Genomic DNA, 16,153 nt, shown 5'->3' on the forward strand with positions numbered 1-16,153 from the left:
AAAATTTGCTCAATTTGTTGCCAATATTTAGGTTACAGCACAAGCGGACGCAAAGACTTGTTTTGCTGTTAATTGCAAGTTAGGAAAGATTGAGGAAACAAGTGGATCATTGTTTTGAAACAATCGCTTTTGATACTCGTCTTCAACTAATGGACAAATTGTCACTGTTGGCTGCTTGATTTTGCCAATATATTCTCTACCACCAATGCCTAAATAATCTACAATCCAATATTCAGGAACAGCTAATAGGGCGTAATCTTCAACTTTGCGAGCATAATCATTTTGCCAGTTTGTACTCACGACTTCAGCAATTAGTTTAATTGATTTTCCTAATGTAATTACAGGTTCTTGTTGCCATAATGGTTCATTGATTAATTGTGTTTGGTCTAATACAATCACATCGGGACGAAAGACTGTGTTTGTTCCCAATAGTTTGATCAAACACCGATGGGGGATAAAGTATGGTAAGTCTTGATGATCAATTTCTACATTCAGTTTTCGCCCAATTAAAGATGATACCTGTTCATGAGGTCCTGTTGGTTCCATCGCGATTAATTCCCCATCAATAAGTTCATAGCGATTATTGTCGCCATACTGAGCAATAAATTCATTAACTGTGATTAGTTTTAGGGCTGATTGTACCATTATCATGTTTCTTGCTGATTAAATAAAGATTATTCTGGCAGTTCAAAACCGCATCTACACAAATAAAACCCACCTGCCTAGATTAAAGTTAACAAATTATTCTGGCGATTGGAAACATTAAACTAGAAGCGTAGTGAAGGGAAACTCTCACACTATGTTTTGAAGGGGATATCTCCCGTGGCAACATGGGCATCGAATCTAATAGAGGGGTGAGAAATAATAGTCCCCCCTCGACTCAACCAGGCGTTGTTTGACGAACACAGCGAGAATTAGACTTTGGGTTTTACCCAAGTCTACTCTATCCGCAGAATCTCACTGGCTAAAGCCAGTGAGAGTATCAATCTGGTAACTTATACTGCGCGACTATCTGCTTCGCAAATTCCGGTACGTGCGCTGCTAATTTCTCAGGATGATTTCGCTTTACATATAAATAATTTCTCGCAAAGTGAGAATCTATGGAAAATCTCGCATATTCCAGTCCTTTGGGGCCAATTTTATCTATGACTACTCCCATGAGTTTAGCCGCCCACATTGGTAATGTAACTGCTTGGTCGTAAGCTGGTATGCTTTGTTGTACTGCGGGTTTCCGGTTTCCTTGGGACATGACTGGCTGGGTTTCTATTTGGTCTTTTACCAGGTCGAGCATTTCTTTGCCTGTATCATTTCTGACTACTATCCATTGCCACTTATAGGGTGCGCCCATATACCCGACTACTATATCGGCTAAGGAGTTGACGTAATCGAAGCAACTCATACAGGAAGGGGCGAAGATGTCTTTAAGGACGTTGGTTTTTAAGCCGAAGAAGGGGACTGTTTCTTCTGAACCGTCTTCATGTTTAAAATGTACCCGGAAGTCTTGCATAAATTCGTAACTAACGACGGTTTGGGGGGAACGGCTAGTAGTTTCTAGGAATTTTTGCAGTCCGGCGCGGGTAACGTTATCTACGCATGGTGTGCCGAGTACATAGAGTTTTTCTAAGCCGAGTTTTTTTTCTACTGCGCGTAATGCTTGGATTTGACAACCTACTCCAATCACTAATAACCGTTTCATTCCTGATTGTTCTATCTGTTCTAATACGGATAGGTTAGGGGATAGTGTAGGTTTATTAACTTTGGCTGCTAGTATTTCTTCGGGTGTGCGGGCGATGATGGGCATGGGTTGAAAGCGGTCTTCTTTGCTGTTTTGGACACAAACTACGCCTTCAACTAAGCCGCGATTCAGCATTTCTATGGCTATGCTGCTGACTATTCCTGTCCATTGTGCGCCTTCTATGGGTTCTGTTTTGCGTGCGGACATCATTTCTTGATGCACACCAAAATATACTTCGTTTTCGTCTTCGAGGTTACGGGGGCGGTTATGGGTGGTGGTTTCTAGTTCGTCTATTCTTTGGGTAATGAAGGCGCAGGCTTCTTTGACGTAGTGGATGTAGTAGGTGTCGCATAGTCCGCATTCGCTACAGAGTTCTTTGGCGGGGCGCACGCTTCCGGGTTTGAGGGCTTTGGCTTTTTTGTGTTTGCTGGAGTCTATGGAGGTCATTTATTTTGTTTGTTTTATAGAGATATCCGGTAAGCGTAAAACTCAGTGTCTTTAGACCTGAGATATAAGCGACACGGGCGAATTTATTCGCCTTCAATCTTTTTTGGTTCAGGTAGTTTTATGTTACTATATTAATAGGTCGAAAATAGGTAAGTTAAGCAACAAGGAAACCTCGTGATAGTTTTAGAATATAAAGTTAAAGGTAAACAACATCAATACGATGCAGTAGATGAGGCTATTCGGACTACCCAATTTATTCGCAATAAAGCGATTAGGTATTGGATGGATGCACCGAGTAATTCAAAAATTGATAGATTTGCTCTTAACAAATATTCCACTTTACTACGCGAAGAGTTTTCTTTTGTTGCCGAATTAAATTCAATGGCTGTACAAGCAGCCGCAGAGCGAGGATGGTTCTCTATATCTAGGTTTTACGACAACTGTAAATCCAAAAAATCTGGGAAGAAGGGGTTTCCTAGATTTCAAAAAGATTGCCGTTCAATTGAGTACAAAACGTCAGGCTGGAAGCTACATAAAACAAAGCGGCGTATCACTTTCACTGATAAAAAAGGAATTGGTGAACTTAAACTTTTGGGTAAGTGGGATATTCAATCTTATAATCTCAAAGATATTAAGCGAGTGCGTCTAATCCGTCGTGCTGACGGGTATTATGCACAGTTTTGTATCGGCATTGATGTAGTATATATTCAACCAAAAACAGGTGAGGAAATCGGTTTAGATGTAGGAATTGAGTCATTTTATACAGATTCTAATGGACATCACGAACCTAACCTTAAGTTTTTGAGAAAGGCTGAAAAATCAATTAAGCACTCTCAAAGACGGATTTACAAAAAAGTTAAAGGTTCTAACTGTAGAAAAAAAGCTAGAAAACTTTACGCCAAAAAACATTTAAAAGTAAGTAGGCAACGGAATGAACACGCTAAGAAAATAGCGCGTAACGTGTGCAGGTCTAAAGACCTAGTAGCCTATGAAGATTTACGTGTTTCAAACATGGTTAAAAATCATTGTTTAGCAAAATCAATTAGTGATGCTAGTTGGTATTTGTTCCGTCAATGGATAGAATATTTTGCTGTTAAATTTGACAAGATTGCTATAGCTGTACCGCCACATTACACTTCTCAAAAGTGTTCTAGTTGTGGCGTAATTGTCAAAAAATCTCTATCAACTCGTACACATAAATGTAGTTGTGGTTCGTATCTTCATAGAGATGCAAATGCAGCGATAAATATTCTCAATCTTGCAAAACAAGCTAGGGTCGGGCAGACCCAAAGTAACGCTACAGGAGTCGAAACCACTACTCTGCTTGGCGCAAGCCTGGTTGAGCAAGTTTTGACGATGAATGTAGAATCTCAGTGTCTTTAGACCTGAGAGTGTCAATCAAATATCGCTTTTATTACCTTACCGTTAGGGGTTGTGATGTGGGTGTTTTAAGTTGGATAAGAGTTTTGTTTCCCGCAGAGGCGCTCCAGTCGCGGAGAGGGACGCAAAAGGTAGGAGTTTGTGATGCAATGAAAATTTATTTATGTATTTTTATTTAATTTATCAAATATTTTGTTGTAACTTTATTTTGTTATTAAGTAATCATACTATTCTAAGTATTATAAATTCCGATTATAATTAAATAAATTTACAGTAAGTATAAAACATGGCAGAAGGCGATCATATATTTGCTTCGTTCTATTTTAATGGCTTACCTATCACACATCATGGTATTGACTGTGGAAATGGTACTGTAATTCATTATGATGGAAGTAAAGTTTGTAAAGTTTCCAAAACTGAATTTGCAAAGGGAACAAAAATTCGGATCAAAGAATATGGACAATGCGACCCAGACTATCTTGTAGTCCATCGTGCTGAACAAAGGCTATATGAGAGAAATTACAATCTCTTTTCTAATAACTGTGAGCATTTTGCCTACTATTGCAAAACTGGGAAACACAAGAGTGAGCAAGTAAATCATATTGCAGCAGCAGGAGCAGAAGCAGTCTCAGGAGCATTTGTAGGTTTTGCTGCAAAAGAAGTAACTAAAGCAGCAGCTACAGCAGCAGTGAGTTCTTTAAATCCCATTTCAAAAGCTCTTGTTAATGTAGGACTCAAGCAAGCACCCAAAGTAGTCGGACGTGGCGCTGCTGGTATTGCAGGAGCAGGAGGTCTTGTCAGTGGTGTAGTTACTGATTTAATTGTAGGTAAAATCCTTGAAGATAATGAACATTTGCCACACCATAAACGTGAGGCTAGAAAAAAAGCTAGACAAGCAGGACAAGTGGCTTCAGTAGCAGGTGGTATTGCTGGAACAGTTGCAGCAGCAGCCGTAGGTGGTACTGCGGCTATCGCTATCAGTGCTGCTGCTCCAGCAGTTTTAGGAATAGGAATTGCACTTGGTAGTTATCAGTTATTTAAAGATAGTCAAAAATAGCAAAGCACAAGAATGCATTTGTTATTTAGGGTTATTTAGTAACTCAAGCTAATAGTAAAAAGGCAGATCATGTTAAAGGTACACAGACGATGAAATAAATATTCAAATTAATTAGCCTTTGGTTAATTTATCGAAGGTTTTTTGCTGTTTAAATACATCTTTCATTATCTCACAAACCCGCCTGATAATTAATTATCAGTCTCATAGCAAAAGTCTGTTAAAACAGACTCAATAAATATCAATCTTCATTAAGTTTTAGCTGAATTTTGCCATGAGCCAAGAAATTTATTTTCTTGGCGGTGGTGATATCATTTAAAAAATGTATTAAAATAACAGAAACAACATGAAATGGCCTCAGTATTTTCCTGAAAATTGCCCTCCTGAAGCTGCTCAACCAATTTCAGGAACTATTTACCGTCTGGTAGATAATAACCCTCCTACATCTGATGATTGTAGATCATGGCGTGAACAAAATATAGATCAACCTTGTCCTAAAAACATCACAGAATGTCAAACTTGTGGACTCTCAGTTTTTACCTCAGCAGCAGGAGTTTGTAATGCTCGTAATAAAATTCCTGCACTTCGCAAAAAACAAGTAGCATTAGGATATGGAAATTCTGATTTAGGAGTAATGTTAAACACACCTTCCAGAAAAACAGGTAATGATCATCATACTTGGTGGTTTCCAGCTAATCAAGAACCTTGGAAAAATTTTGAAATTGTTAATATTACTTCTCCTGACTAAACATGAGGTTTATCTATGAAATTACTACCACAATACCCACCGCTAGTAAACCTAGAAATTATTGAAATCTATGAATATTATGATTTTCCCTGTTTATTTAGCTGTCAAAATGCTTCAGGACAGATTTTTTTAGCTGTTTGGATAGATGAAACACCAAATCATAAAACTTGGCTTTATTCTCCCATGTCGAAAAGCAGATTAAAAAATATTCGTTCTGGTAATATTGATTTATATGATGCTTTTAAAAAATCAGAAGATGGTTTTATTTATCAAGCTATAATTTCTGAAAATGATAATTTGGATGTTGTAGAAATTATATTTTGTGAATATCTCAATGATGAATATTTACCCATAGCTGGCGAAACTATTGATTTTTCCGATGCAGTTTTTCCTCTGGAAAATAAGGATTTAATTGAAAATTATGGATAAACTAAATTACTATCGTCAATGTTTGCGAGAATTTCTGACTCAATACGCTAGTTACGGTTCACAAGATCAAAATATGGAAACTCAATTGATCTTTGATACTGAAAATGATCATTATCTTTTACTGCGAACTGGTTGGGATAAAAAACGGCGAATTCATTCCTGTATATTTCACTTTGATATCAAAGATGGAAAAATCTGGCTTCAGGAAAATAATACAGATATTGATGTTGGTGATGAATTAGAAGAAAGGGGAATCTCTAAACAAGAAATTGTTATTGGTTTTCATTATCCTTCACTTAGAGAATATTCTCAATATGCTGCTTCTTAATTCAGTATTAAACATTCTCTCTGTGACTGGAGCGCCTGGAGCGTGAGACAAAAATTAATTTATAAAAATATAAAAACTCAGATTCCCAACTTATTAAATAAATCGGGAATTGCTGAGTTAACAAATTATTTAAACCTGCTATAGATCAAACAGGGAATTGATAGATAAGCACCTTTCCTTGCCAATTTTCTTCGACAAATACGAGATATTTATCATTAGCACGACGGAAAGCACGGATACCATAGGGAATATCAACCCAGCCACTTTCTTTGCCAACTTCTGCACCTGGAGTCATCTTTTTCACGAGTTCTCCCGTTGCAGTTTTGTAAACATATACTTCTGCGGTTTTTACACCTACTGCAAATACATAATCACCAGCTATACTCATGGCTGCGGTGGCAATTTTTCCCTTACCTGTAGTGTCGTAGGGAACAACAGTTCGCCATTTAGGGGTACGATTTCCTTTACTCCAATTATCAAAGCGGGCAATTTCTGATCCTATGACTTTAGCATCATCAGCAAATGCAGGATGTTCAATGGTAAAACCTGACAAATACATAGTATCTGTTTCGGGAAAATACTCAATTCTTCGCAAGTCTTTAAAGGTGCTAGGAGTCTTGAGCTTTTGCATCGAAGAATGGGTATAGATGGGGTTTCCTTTAGCATCTATTCCCTGTAAAGGATAATGACGAATGCCATCTTCTGTTCGCAAAGTTTTCCAAACATCACCTTTGCTATCTACCCACCAACCCCCTATATATGGATAGTCTTGACTGCTATCATATTCATTTTTTTCAAATGCGCCATTGCCATTACTATCACGCCAAATCCATTCTCCTTTTACGGGTTGATAGGGTGGCCAATTTCCACTAATAGATTGTTTTCCCTGATCATTACTACCCACAAACATCCCGGCAGGAATTGCAATTTTACCATCTGTTTTTGGTTGAAACCGATAAATTTGCAAAAAGCTATTGTACATATCTGTCAGGAATAAAAAAGGTTTTCCTTGAATACGGCGGACAAAAGTTCCATCTGGTGATGTATGTAGCCGTGGATCTTGAGCATATTTAAAGGGATTGACTGTGTAGGCTTTATAGGTCCACTCTTTACCAGCCGGTTTACTATAGTCCATCACATATTGTTCTTGTTTGGTGAATACATTCACACCATCTGTTTGTGGATCAGTATCTGCATTATCTACAAATATTAATCCTAGTAATTGCCATTGTATTTTGCCTGATGGAGAAAATTTTCTCAAATCTGTTCCTGATTTATTAAAGCCATTATTATTGACATAAAGATTACCTTCAGCATCTGTACCAACTCCTGTAATGCCATAGAGTTTTGATGTTTTTACTTCTCCAGGTACACCACCCAAAATACCATTTTTATCACCAAAAGTATCTACACGAACTGGCTGATTATTGATATTATAAATTACTATTTGTTGATTAATACCATTTTCTGCTACTAACAGCCTACCAAGATTATCAATAGCTAATGCTGATGGTTTATCAATATCTAGAATTTCTGGGGGTAATTTTTTTCCTGCTTGTGAATAATTGACAATTTTTCCAGATTTAGTACCTTGCTGATTTTGAATAATCCACAAGTTACCTTTTTTATCAATGGTGATTTTTCCGGGGTTATTAACTGTAAATTTATTGATTTCTGCCATCGTTTCGGTGTTATAAACCCGAACTATATTTTCCTCAGCATTGCTAACAAATAGATTAGTATCTATCGTTGCTATTCCTGTCACTTCCTTGCTTTTGCTGGTAATTAACATACTTTTATCCCAGCCATTTCCTTTCTCAAAAGGTGCAGGTTTTCCTGTTAAGTCATAACGTCTGACACAGTACCAAGTTTGCCCTTCGGGTGGATACTCTTCTTTGGTTTGATTCATTCCTCCTTGAATCATTGTTAAGTAAATATATTTGCTATTTACTGTTATCGCTTTACCACCTAAACGATTCCAACCATGTGTATCTTGGAGGATAAAAATTGGTTTACCATCTTTATATATGCCTGCTTCGCTACCGGCTTCATCCCAAGCACTATTTGTATATATTGTCCCATCATCTTTAACATACATTCCCTCTATATTATTTTGTACTCGCAATTTACCATTACCAATGGTATTTCCTAACCAAGAAGTAATATATGTAGTTTCCGAACTTTTCACTGCTTTGGATTTTTTAGTTGTGGCTAAATCCATTGTCATTCCGGCAAATGTCACGATTAATCCACAGCTTAGACCAAGTAAAATATTGAAGACTATTTTTTTTTGCCAATATCTACTCTGAAATAAACTATGAAGAAATTGATAAAGTTTGTAGCAAGCTTTACTAATCTGCATAAATAATTTGTTGTTCATGAACATGGTTGCATTAACTAACTATTAAATTGTCCACAAAAAGTATACTGCACCAACTTTTTGAATTTCTAATTTAACTCTGTGGAATTAGTATTCAAATTCTTATTCATAAACTAACAAAGAAATTCTATTCGGCATCTTATTTCATCAAAACTTTATCAATAAAATATACTTGGTGAATAAATAAATTATACTTAATGTGGGTAATAATTCTATTTTCTGGATACAATTGTTACTTTTTCTGAATGAGCCAAAGTAATGGTTTGTACTTATTTAGTAATATAGCAATTCTCTTTTTATTAACTATTATTTTGTATTGATGACATCAATTTGAATTCGTATATCTTGATGTCTAGTATAGAATTTATCATTTTCCATATTTCTTATTTACCGAAAAATTCTGAAAATAGTGGGTTATAAACTTCGTAATCACATATTCTACAAATACTGTTGATATTTTTACAAGTATGAAAATCATCAATGATATTTGCAAAATTTTAAGTATTGTTGGCATTGATGATAATATTCTGGTTTTGCCGGGCATTGCCCACCCTACAGAATATTATGGCTACGCTAGGCAAGCTATCACAAATCAAATATTAGTCCTATATCTAAGATTAGTTATGTGAATATATTTTTTTGATATATTTTTTTTGTGGAAATAGAATAATTTTTATATTTAAACTGGTTTCGATTCTGGGCATCGTATTAAAAGATCATGCTGAAAATAAATTACCTTGGCATAGGCACAATAAATCAAAATAACTAATGTCAATTTATCTATCAAGGGGGAGAGAAGTAAGTGGAAGGTAAAGATATAAAATTAAATTCAGCATCGGCATCTATTCTAACTTTGGGTACAGGTTGGTTTCCTAAAAATCCTGGAGGATTGGAACGGTATATTTATGAGCTAACTCATAAATTAGCAGCGTCTCAAGATCAAGTAGAATTATGTGGAGTGGGTTTACCAGTAGATGCTGAAAATACACAAATTAAGTTGACTAATTTAGCTGATCCAGATAGTAAAATTAGTTCTCGGCTCTGGTCAATTCGTAATAATTTTAAGAAAACAAGGTTAGGTAAACCTGATGCAATTAATCTCCATTTTGCATTATATAGTTTTCCAATTTTAGATATTTTGCCCAAAGGAATACCTGTTACTTTTAACTTTCATGGTCCCTGGGCTTCGGAAAGTCAGGAAGAGGTAGTTAATAAAAAATTTAGTGTTTGGTTAAAGGAAAAACTAATAGAACAAAGCACTTACAATCGCTGTGATCGCTTTATTGTTCTGAGTAAAGCTTTTGGTCAGATTTTACATCAAAAATATCAAATTCCCTGGCAAAAAATTCACATCATTCCTGGTGGCGTTGATATTAATCATTTTCAGAATAATTTATCCCGTCAAGAGGCCAGAATCAAACTAGGTTGGCCAACTAATCGGCCAATATTATTTACTTCCCGGCGCTTAGTTCATCGGATGGGAATTGATAAGCTATTACAAGCTATAGCAATGATTAAAACGGGAATTCCTGATATTTGGTTAGCTATAGCTGGTCGTGGTCATATTCAAGCTTTACTTCAACAACAAGCTAGAGAATTAGGTTTAGAAAATAATGTGCAATTTTTAGGTTTTTTACCGGAAAATGATTTACCAGTGGCTTATCAAGCGGCTGATTTAACTGTAATGCCGAGTCAATCTTTTGAAGGGTTTGGATTAGCTATTCTGGAATCTTTAGCCTGTGGGACTCCTGTTTTATGTACACCTGTGGGGGGAATGCCAGAAATTTTACAGAAATTTTCTCCAGATTTAATTACTGAGACAATTACTCTAGAAAGCATTGCTGATAAATTAGCACAAGTTATGTTAGGAAAACTGCCTTTACCTTCTAGGGAAGAATGTCGAAATTACACAATTAAAAATTATGATTGGACGAATATTGCTCAACAAGTTCGGCAAGTTCTCTTAACTTAAATTGATATTACTATAGAGATGATATGAAAATTCTATTTTTAGATCAAAGTGGTAAACCTGGTGGGGCTGAATTGTGTTTAGTGGATATTGCTAAACCTTATGGTGAAAATGCCCTGGTTGGTTTATTCGCAGATGGTGATTTTCGGAAGTTACTGGCAGAAAATCAAATCCCTGTGGAGGTTTTGACAACTCAAGCTATTAAAGTTAGTAAACAAAGTGGTTTATTTCAAGCATTAGGCAGTTTAGGACAAATTATACCTTTAATTAATCAGGTAGTTCAACGGGCAAAAAAATATGATTTAATCTATGCCAATACTCAAAAAGCTTTAGTTGTGGGGGCAATAGCTAGTTTTTTAGCTCGTCGTCCTTTGGTTTATCATTTACATGATATTCTTTCACTAGAACATTTTAGTAAAACTAATTTGCGGGTTGCTGTTAATTTAATTAACCGTTGTGCTACTTTAGTAATTGCTAATTCTCAAGCTAGTAAAGTGGCATTTTTACAAGCTGGAGGAAAACCGGATCTAGTCCAGGTTGTTTATAATGGTTTTGCTGCAAAAAAATATGAAGTTGATGAATTAGCAGTGAGAAATTTAAGAGATAATTTAGAATTAGAAGGTAAATTCGTTGTTGGACATTTTAGCCGGCTTTCTCCTTGGAAAGGACAGCATATTTTGATTGAAGCTCTTGGCCAATGTCCGCAAGATGTGGTAGTAATTTTGGTAGGTGATGCTTTATTTGGTGAACAAGAATATGTTCAAGATCTACATGAAAAAGTAATTGCATTAGGGCTAGAAAATCGAGTCAAATTTTTAGGCTTTCGCGCGGATATTCCGCAATTAATGGCAGTTTGTGATTTGGTCGCCCATACTTCCACTGCACCTGAACCTTTTGGCAGGGTTATTATTGAAGCTATGCTGTGCGGTAAACCTGTGGTTGCGGCTCAAGCTGGTGGTGCAATAGAATTGGTGCAAGATGGGATTAATGGTTTTTTAGTCACACCTGGAAAACCTCAAGAGTTAGCACGGGTGATTAATAATTGTCGCCAAGAATCTGTAAAAACTGCGAATATTGCCAATAATGCGAAAATTATTGCTAGTCAACGTTTTGATGTCAAGATTATTAATCAGCAAATTCAAGAATTACTAAAATCAATAGTTTTAAGATCCCCGACTTCTTGAAGAAGTCGGGGATCTGGTCTTTGGGAAACAATGTATAATATGTATTGTATGGCTGGAAAAATTCCGCCTCTACAAATTAATAAATTTTAAAGTGAATTCTTGTGGCACAAGTTGTATTAGAAAACGTTTATAAAAGTTTTACTTCCCGCAGCGGGGAAGGGGCAAAAACGCAGCAGGATGGGATAGAGGGTGTAAGTGTCTTGCGACGGATTAATTTAACCATTGCTGATGGTGAATTTATGGTGCTGGTGGGACCATCAGGTTGTGGTAAAAGTACCTTACTCAGGTTAATCGCTGGGTTAGAGGTGATGACTGGTGGTAATATTTCGGTAGGAGATTGCCTGATTAATGACTTACCACCTAAAGCTAGAGACATCGCTATGGTGTTTCAAAATTATGCTCTCTACCCCCACATGACTGTATATGACAACATCGCTTTTGGCTTACGTCGTCAGTTTCCCGATGCGGAATTTGGCAAAAAAAGACTAATGCAATGGGGCGAAGATATACTGGTGGGATTGACAAAAAAGTTACCCGGTGGATTGCGGTATATTTCTCCAAAAGAAAGAATTGTTGATGAACGAGTCCAAAAAGTTGCGGGTTTGTTGCAAATTGAAACTTTGTTAAATCGGTTACCCAAACAACTTTCCGGGGGACAAAGACAACGGGTAGCATTAGGAAGAGCGATCGCTCGTAATCCCCAAGTATTCTTAATGGATGAACCATTATCTAATTTAGATGCTAAGTTACGGGCTGAAACCCGTAGCCAAATTGTTAAATTGCAACATCAGTTGGGAACAACGACGATTTATGTTACCCATGATCAAACGGAAGCGATGACAATGGGCGATCGCATTGCTATCATGTCAGAGGGTAAAATTCAGCAAGTTGCAGCACCTTTAGAATTATATAACCGTCCTGCAAACCGCTTTGTTGCCGAATTTATCGGTTCTCCACCCATGAATTTTATCCCGGTGGAGTTTCACGCACCTTTATTAATAACGCATCCTAATTTTCGTTTTACCCTCCCAGATATTTGGGGAAGTGCGTTACAACAATACGACGGACAAACTTTAATGTTGGGTATTCGTCCAGAACACCTAAGTTTGGGTGTACCTGCTACTAAAAATCTACCAGTCAAAGTAGATTTAGTAGAAAATTTAGGAAATGACAGTTTTCTTTCTGTGAAAATTGCTGATCCAGACCTACAAAATGTAGACGGACAACCTTTGCAGGTCAGAGTTCCCCCAGATAGATTTATCAAGATAGATGAGCAACTTTGGTTATCATTTGTGCCTGATAAACTGCATTTTTTTGATCCCAAAACTGAGTTAGCAATATTTCCTAAATAACTAATTTATAATATTTGTAGGATGTATTAGAACGAAGTTTATAACGCACCCTTATCAAGATTTTGGTGCGTTATGCTGTCGTTCTAGCGCAGCTATGACCGAAGGGCTTTACACTAACTTCAGGATTTAATAAATCTATATTAACTGTACCTATCTCATTTATTAAAAGGCTGAGTGCTTACTGACAATCAATTTCTCCCTTTTTCAGTTGTTGCCAAGGGGATTCCATATTTTTAAACTCAACAATTTTACTTACATCTACGCACTACTATTTTATGGCAAAAAATCAACTATGGGAATCTAAATCTCAATTTTTTAAATTAAGGATAATTTATGAAAGAAATGGAAATACTGAAAAACTTATATGCTCAAGATTTAGAAACTAGAAAAAACTGGTATTCCCAGGTAGCAGAAGCTTATAATAAACTCAGACCTCGCTATCCACAAGAAATTATTAAGGGTGCTGTAGAAGTAGCTCAACTTGATAGCAATGCTCAGATTTTAGAATTAGGTTGTGGTCCGGGAAATGCAACTTTAGCATTTGCTCAATTAGGTTTTTCTATGATTTGTCTAGAACCAAGTTTAGCTGCTTGTAATTTAGCTAGAAAAAATTGTGCAATTTATCCACAGATAAAAATTCAGCAAACTACCTTTGAAGAATGGGAAATAGAACCTGGGAAATTTGATGCTGTTTTAGCTGCAACCTCTTTCCATTGGATTAATCCTGAATTTGGTAATCTCAAAATTGCTCAATCTTTAAAAAATGATGGTGCTTTGATTTTACTTTGGAATATGACACCCCAACCAGAATATGAAGTATATCAAAGTTTTCAGGAAGTTTATCAAAAGTATGCACCATCATTAGATAGATATGAAGATATAGAAACCCAAAAAGAGATAGTTCAAGCTTTAGGACAAAAAGCTATTGACTCAGGTAAATTTCAAAATTTAGTTTCCGAAAAAGTTGTCTGTAAAGTTAATTATGATATTCATGATTTTTTACTACTTTTAAGTACCTACACACCTTACTTAAAATTAGATATAGAAACTAGAAATTGTTTATTTACAGAATTACGAAAGAAGATAGAAAATAACTATGGAGGTAATATTCAAATTACCTATATATCAGCTTTTCAAGTTGCTAAAAAATCTTAGAGGTTGTTTGAGAAGTTTTGAGTGGTGATTTTAGGTACTTACTGATCCCCCCTAACCCCCTTAAAAAGGCTACGGTGTACACACAAGTCTTCTAGAGTTGCCCCACAACGTTTAGATCCCCCCAACCCCCCTTAAAAAGGGGGGCTAAATTCTTCAAAGTCCCCCTTTTTAAGGGGGATTTAGGGGGATCTGAAAATATTTGATACACCATGAGAGACTTTTAAAACATCCTCTTAGATAAATTTTAAATCAAATTTTTTGAGGAAAATCATGAAAAATCATGTTTTAATTCTGGGAGGTAGAGGAAGAATCGGCAGTAGCGTTGCTGAGGATTTATTCAAATATACCCAAGCAGAAATTACTATTACTGGACGTTCCCCACAGATAGAGAATTTTTCTTGGGGAGAAAGAGGACATTTTTTAGTATTAGATTTAGCTGATATTGACAACCTCAAGAAAGCCATATCTAAATCTGATTTAGTCATTCATTGTGCAGGACCTTTTCACTATCGAGATACTCAAATTATAGAAATTTGTATTAATGAAGGTGTAAATTATATTGATGTGAGTGACCACCGTTCCTACACACAAAAAGCCATGAAATTGCATACTCAAGCCGTTAATGCTGGAGTAACTGCAATCATTAATGCGGGGATTTTCCCCGGTATCTCTAATAGTTTAGTTCGTCAAGGAGTCGAAAAATTTGACTTACCGGAAAAAATACATTTAAGTTATTTAGTTTCTGGTTCTGGTGGTGCAGGAATTACCGTCATGCGAACAACTTTTTTAGGACTAGAACACCCTTTTGAAGCTTGGATAAATGGTAAATGGCAGACAATTAAACCTTATACAGAAAGAGAAAATATTGACTTTCCCTCTCCATATTGTAGTAAAGGAGTTTACTGGTTTGATATCCCAGAAACCTTCACAATTCCAACTTCTTTCCCATTGGTGAAAACAGTAATTACCAAATTTGGCTCAGTTCCCGATTTTTATAATCATTTGACTTGGATAGCAGCCAATATTTTTCCTAAAATATTAATGCAGAAAAATAAGATGATTGAATTTTTATCTCTTATTAGTTACAGAATGACAGAAATTACAAATATATTTACTGGAGTTGGGGTAGTAGTTAGAGTAGAAATAACAGGAAAGATTAATAATCAAACAGCAGTTTATTGTGCAACTTTAATCCATGAAAATACAGCGATAGCGGCTGGTTTAGGCGTTGGTAGTATTGCTAAATTATTACTAGAAGATAAACTCAAACATCCTGGAGTTTTACCCGTAGAAGCAGTATTACGGACGGATTTATTTAAACAAAATATGCAAGAACGAGAAATTGAAATTAATTCTTTTCTCAGATTCCTTTAAAAATTTATAAATCTGATTACAGGGGGTAGGAACAGTTATAAGCTAAAAAACATCTAATTTACATCATCGAATTAAACATAACTCTTGTGGGGTGGGCATCTTGCCCGCCCAGCTTATGCAACTTAAATGCTGATTAGCTTATGCAACCTAAATGCTGATTAGCTTATGCAACCTAAATGCTGATTAGCTTATGCAACTTAAATGCTGATTAGCTTATGCAACTTAAATGCTGATTAGCTTATGCAACTTAAATGCTAATTAGCTTATGCAACTTAAATGCTAATTAGCTTATGCAGACAAAGATAGTAGAGACGTTTTTAATAAACATCTCTACATTTTGAGGAATTTGACACTCTCAGGTCTAAAGACACTGAGATTCTACTGACAGAATTAGATTAAGGATATTACCCAAAGTCTAATCCTCGTTACGACCGTCAAACGTCGTCTACTTAGTCACTCTAAGTCCAGCTTAGGTTTCTAGCTACTTTTATCGTTTCTAATGTTTTTGTGAATCTATCACTAAGCCAAGACACGGTACGCTCCGCAACCTGCCTTTATTTGCTCTTTCAAGTCAATACTGTCATTAGGACTTAAACCTAACCGTTGTTTCATGGGAGC

Annotated in this window: 13 protein-coding genes; 10 read left to right on the forward strand and 3 right to left on the reverse strand. The window is 36.1% G+C overall.

Translation table 11 applies throughout. The annotated features are described in order from the left end of the window. Positions 1–27: 27 nt before the first annotated feature. Both EZY12_14710 and EZY12_14715 read right to left on the reverse strand, forming a co-directional pair. On the reverse strand, positions 28–645 hold the full coding sequence (locus EZY12_14710; protein QSX66094.1) for a Uma2 family endonuclease: 618 nt from the start codon (positions 643–645) through the stop codon (positions 28–30). Positions 646–982: 337 nt separating this feature from the next. Then, complete coding sequence (locus EZY12_14715) at positions 983–2,182, reverse strand: Coenzyme F420 hydrogenase/dehydrogenase, beta subunit C-terminal domain (GenBank protein QSX66095.1); 1,200 nt, start codon at positions 2,180–2,182, stop codon at positions 983–985. A 174-nt stretch (positions 2,183–2,356) separates the two neighbouring features. Here EZY12_14715 and EZY12_14720 point away from each other — a divergent pair, with 174 nt between their 5' ends. From EZY12_14720 to EZY12_14740, 5 genes are all read left to right on the forward strand, one after another. Further along, complete coding sequence (locus EZY12_14720; GenBank protein QSX66096.1) at positions 2,357–3,565, forward strand: transposase; 1,209 nt, start codon at positions 2,357–2,359, stop codon at positions 3,563–3,565. 283 nt (positions 3,566–3,848) lie between these two features. After that, entirely contained in the window at positions 3,849–4,619 is a 771-nt protein-coding gene (locus EZY12_14725) for a lecithin retinol acyltransferase family protein (protein QSX66097.1), read from the forward strand. A gap of 343 nt (positions 4,620–4,962) precedes the next feature. Next, entirely contained in the window at positions 4,963–5,364 is a 402-nt protein-coding gene (locus tag EZY12_14730) for a hypothetical protein (protein QSX66098.1), read from the forward strand. Between the two features lie 15 nt (positions 5,365–5,379). Beyond that, positions 5,380–5,793, forward strand: coding sequence for a hypothetical protein (locus tag EZY12_14735; GenBank protein QSX66099.1), 414 nt, complete (start codon positions 5,380–5,382; stop codon positions 5,791–5,793). Beyond that, on the forward strand, positions 5,786–6,121 hold the full coding sequence (locus EZY12_14740; protein QSX66100.1) for a XisI protein: 336 nt from the start codon (positions 5,786–5,788) through the stop codon (positions 6,119–6,121). Before EZY12_14735 ends, EZY12_14740 begins: the two co-directional genes overlap by 8 nt. A gap of 145 nt (positions 6,122–6,266) precedes the next feature. On the opposite strand, the gene EZY12_14745 is transcribed toward EZY12_14740, so the two are convergent. Next, positions 6,267–8,501, reverse strand: coding sequence for a hypothetical protein (locus tag EZY12_14745; protein ID QSX66101.1), 2,235 nt, complete (start codon positions 8,499–8,501; stop codon positions 6,267–6,269). An 802-nt stretch (positions 8,502–9,303) separates the two neighbouring features. Here EZY12_14745 and EZY12_14750 point away from each other — a divergent pair. The 5 genes from EZY12_14750 (at position 9,304) to EZY12_14770 (ending at position 15,535) form a co-directional block, all read left to right on the forward strand. Beyond that, a complete protein-coding gene (locus EZY12_14750) occupies positions 9,304–10,473 on the forward strand; it encodes a glycosyltransferase family 4 protein (GenBank protein ID QSX66102.1) in 1,170 nt (389 codons plus the stop codon). Between the two features lie 23 nt (positions 10,474–10,496). Continuing rightward, positions 10,497–11,654, forward strand: coding sequence for a glycosyltransferase (locus EZY12_14755; protein QSX66103.1), 1,158 nt, complete (start codon positions 10,497–10,499; stop codon positions 11,652–11,654). Positions 11,655–11,755: 101 nt separating this feature from the next. Beyond that, on the forward strand, positions 11,756–13,006 hold the full coding sequence (locus EZY12_14760; GenBank protein QSX66104.1) for an ABC transporter ATP-binding protein: 1,251 nt from the start codon (positions 11,756–11,758) through the stop codon (positions 13,004–13,006). Between the two features lie 333 nt (positions 13,007–13,339). After that, a complete protein-coding gene (locus EZY12_14765; GenBank protein ID QSX66105.1) occupies positions 13,340–14,161 on the forward strand; it encodes a class I SAM-dependent methyltransferase in 822 nt (273 codons plus the stop codon). Positions 14,162–14,431: 270 nt separating this feature from the next. Then, the gene (locus EZY12_14770; protein QSX66106.1) at positions 14,432–15,535 is read left to right on the forward strand and encodes a saccharopine dehydrogenase NADP-binding domain-containing protein; all 1,104 of its coding nucleotides are present in this window, start codon (positions 14,432–14,434) and stop codon (positions 15,533–15,535) included. Positions 15,536–16,153 lie beyond the last annotated feature (618 nt).

The organism is Dolichospermum sp. DET69 (assembly GCA_017355425.1).
Classification (GTDB): Bacteria; Cyanobacteriota; Cyanobacteriia; order Cyanobacteriales; family Nostocaceae; genus Dolichospermum.

What these genes read in the sequence shown, in the direction of transcription:
- EZY12_14740 (QSX66100.1), top strand. Translation starts at nt 5,786, where the DNA reads ATGGATAAACTAAATTACTATCGTCAATGTTTGCGAGAATTTCTGACT.
- EZY12_14725 (QSX66097.1), top strand. Translation starts at nt 3,849, where the DNA reads ATGGCAGAAGGCGATCATATATTTGCTTCGTTCTATTTTAATGGCTTA.
- EZY12_14770 (QSX66106.1), top strand. Translation starts at nt 14,432, where the DNA reads ATGAAAAATCATGTTTTAATTCTGGGAGGTAGAGGAAGAATCGGCAGT.
- EZY12_14715 (QSX66095.1), bottom strand. Translation starts at nt 2,182, where the DNA reads ATGACCTCCATAGACTCCAGCAAACACAAAAAAGCCAAAGCCCTCAAA.
- EZY12_14765 (QSX66105.1), top strand. Translation starts at nt 13,340, where the DNA reads ATGAAAGAAATGGAAATACTGAAAAACTTATATGCTCAAGATTTAGAA.
- EZY12_14755 (QSX66103.1), top strand. Translation starts at nt 10,497, where the DNA reads ATGAAAATTCTATTTTTAGATCAAAGTGGTAAACCTGGTGGGGCTGAA.
- EZY12_14735 (QSX66099.1), top strand. Translation starts at nt 5,380, where the DNA reads ATGAAATTACTACCACAATACCCACCGCTAGTAAACCTAGAAATTATT.
- EZY12_14710 (QSX66094.1), bottom strand. Translation starts at nt 645, where the DNA reads ATGGTACAATCAGCCCTAAAACTAATCACAGTTAATGAATTTATTGCT.
- EZY12_14745 (QSX66101.1), bottom strand. Translation starts at nt 8,501, where the DNA reads ATGAACAACAAATTATTTATGCAGATTAGTAAAGCTTGCTACAAACTT.
- EZY12_14730 (QSX66098.1), top strand. Translation starts at nt 4,963, where the DNA reads ATGAAATGGCCTCAGTATTTTCCTGAAAATTGCCCTCCTGAAGCTGCT.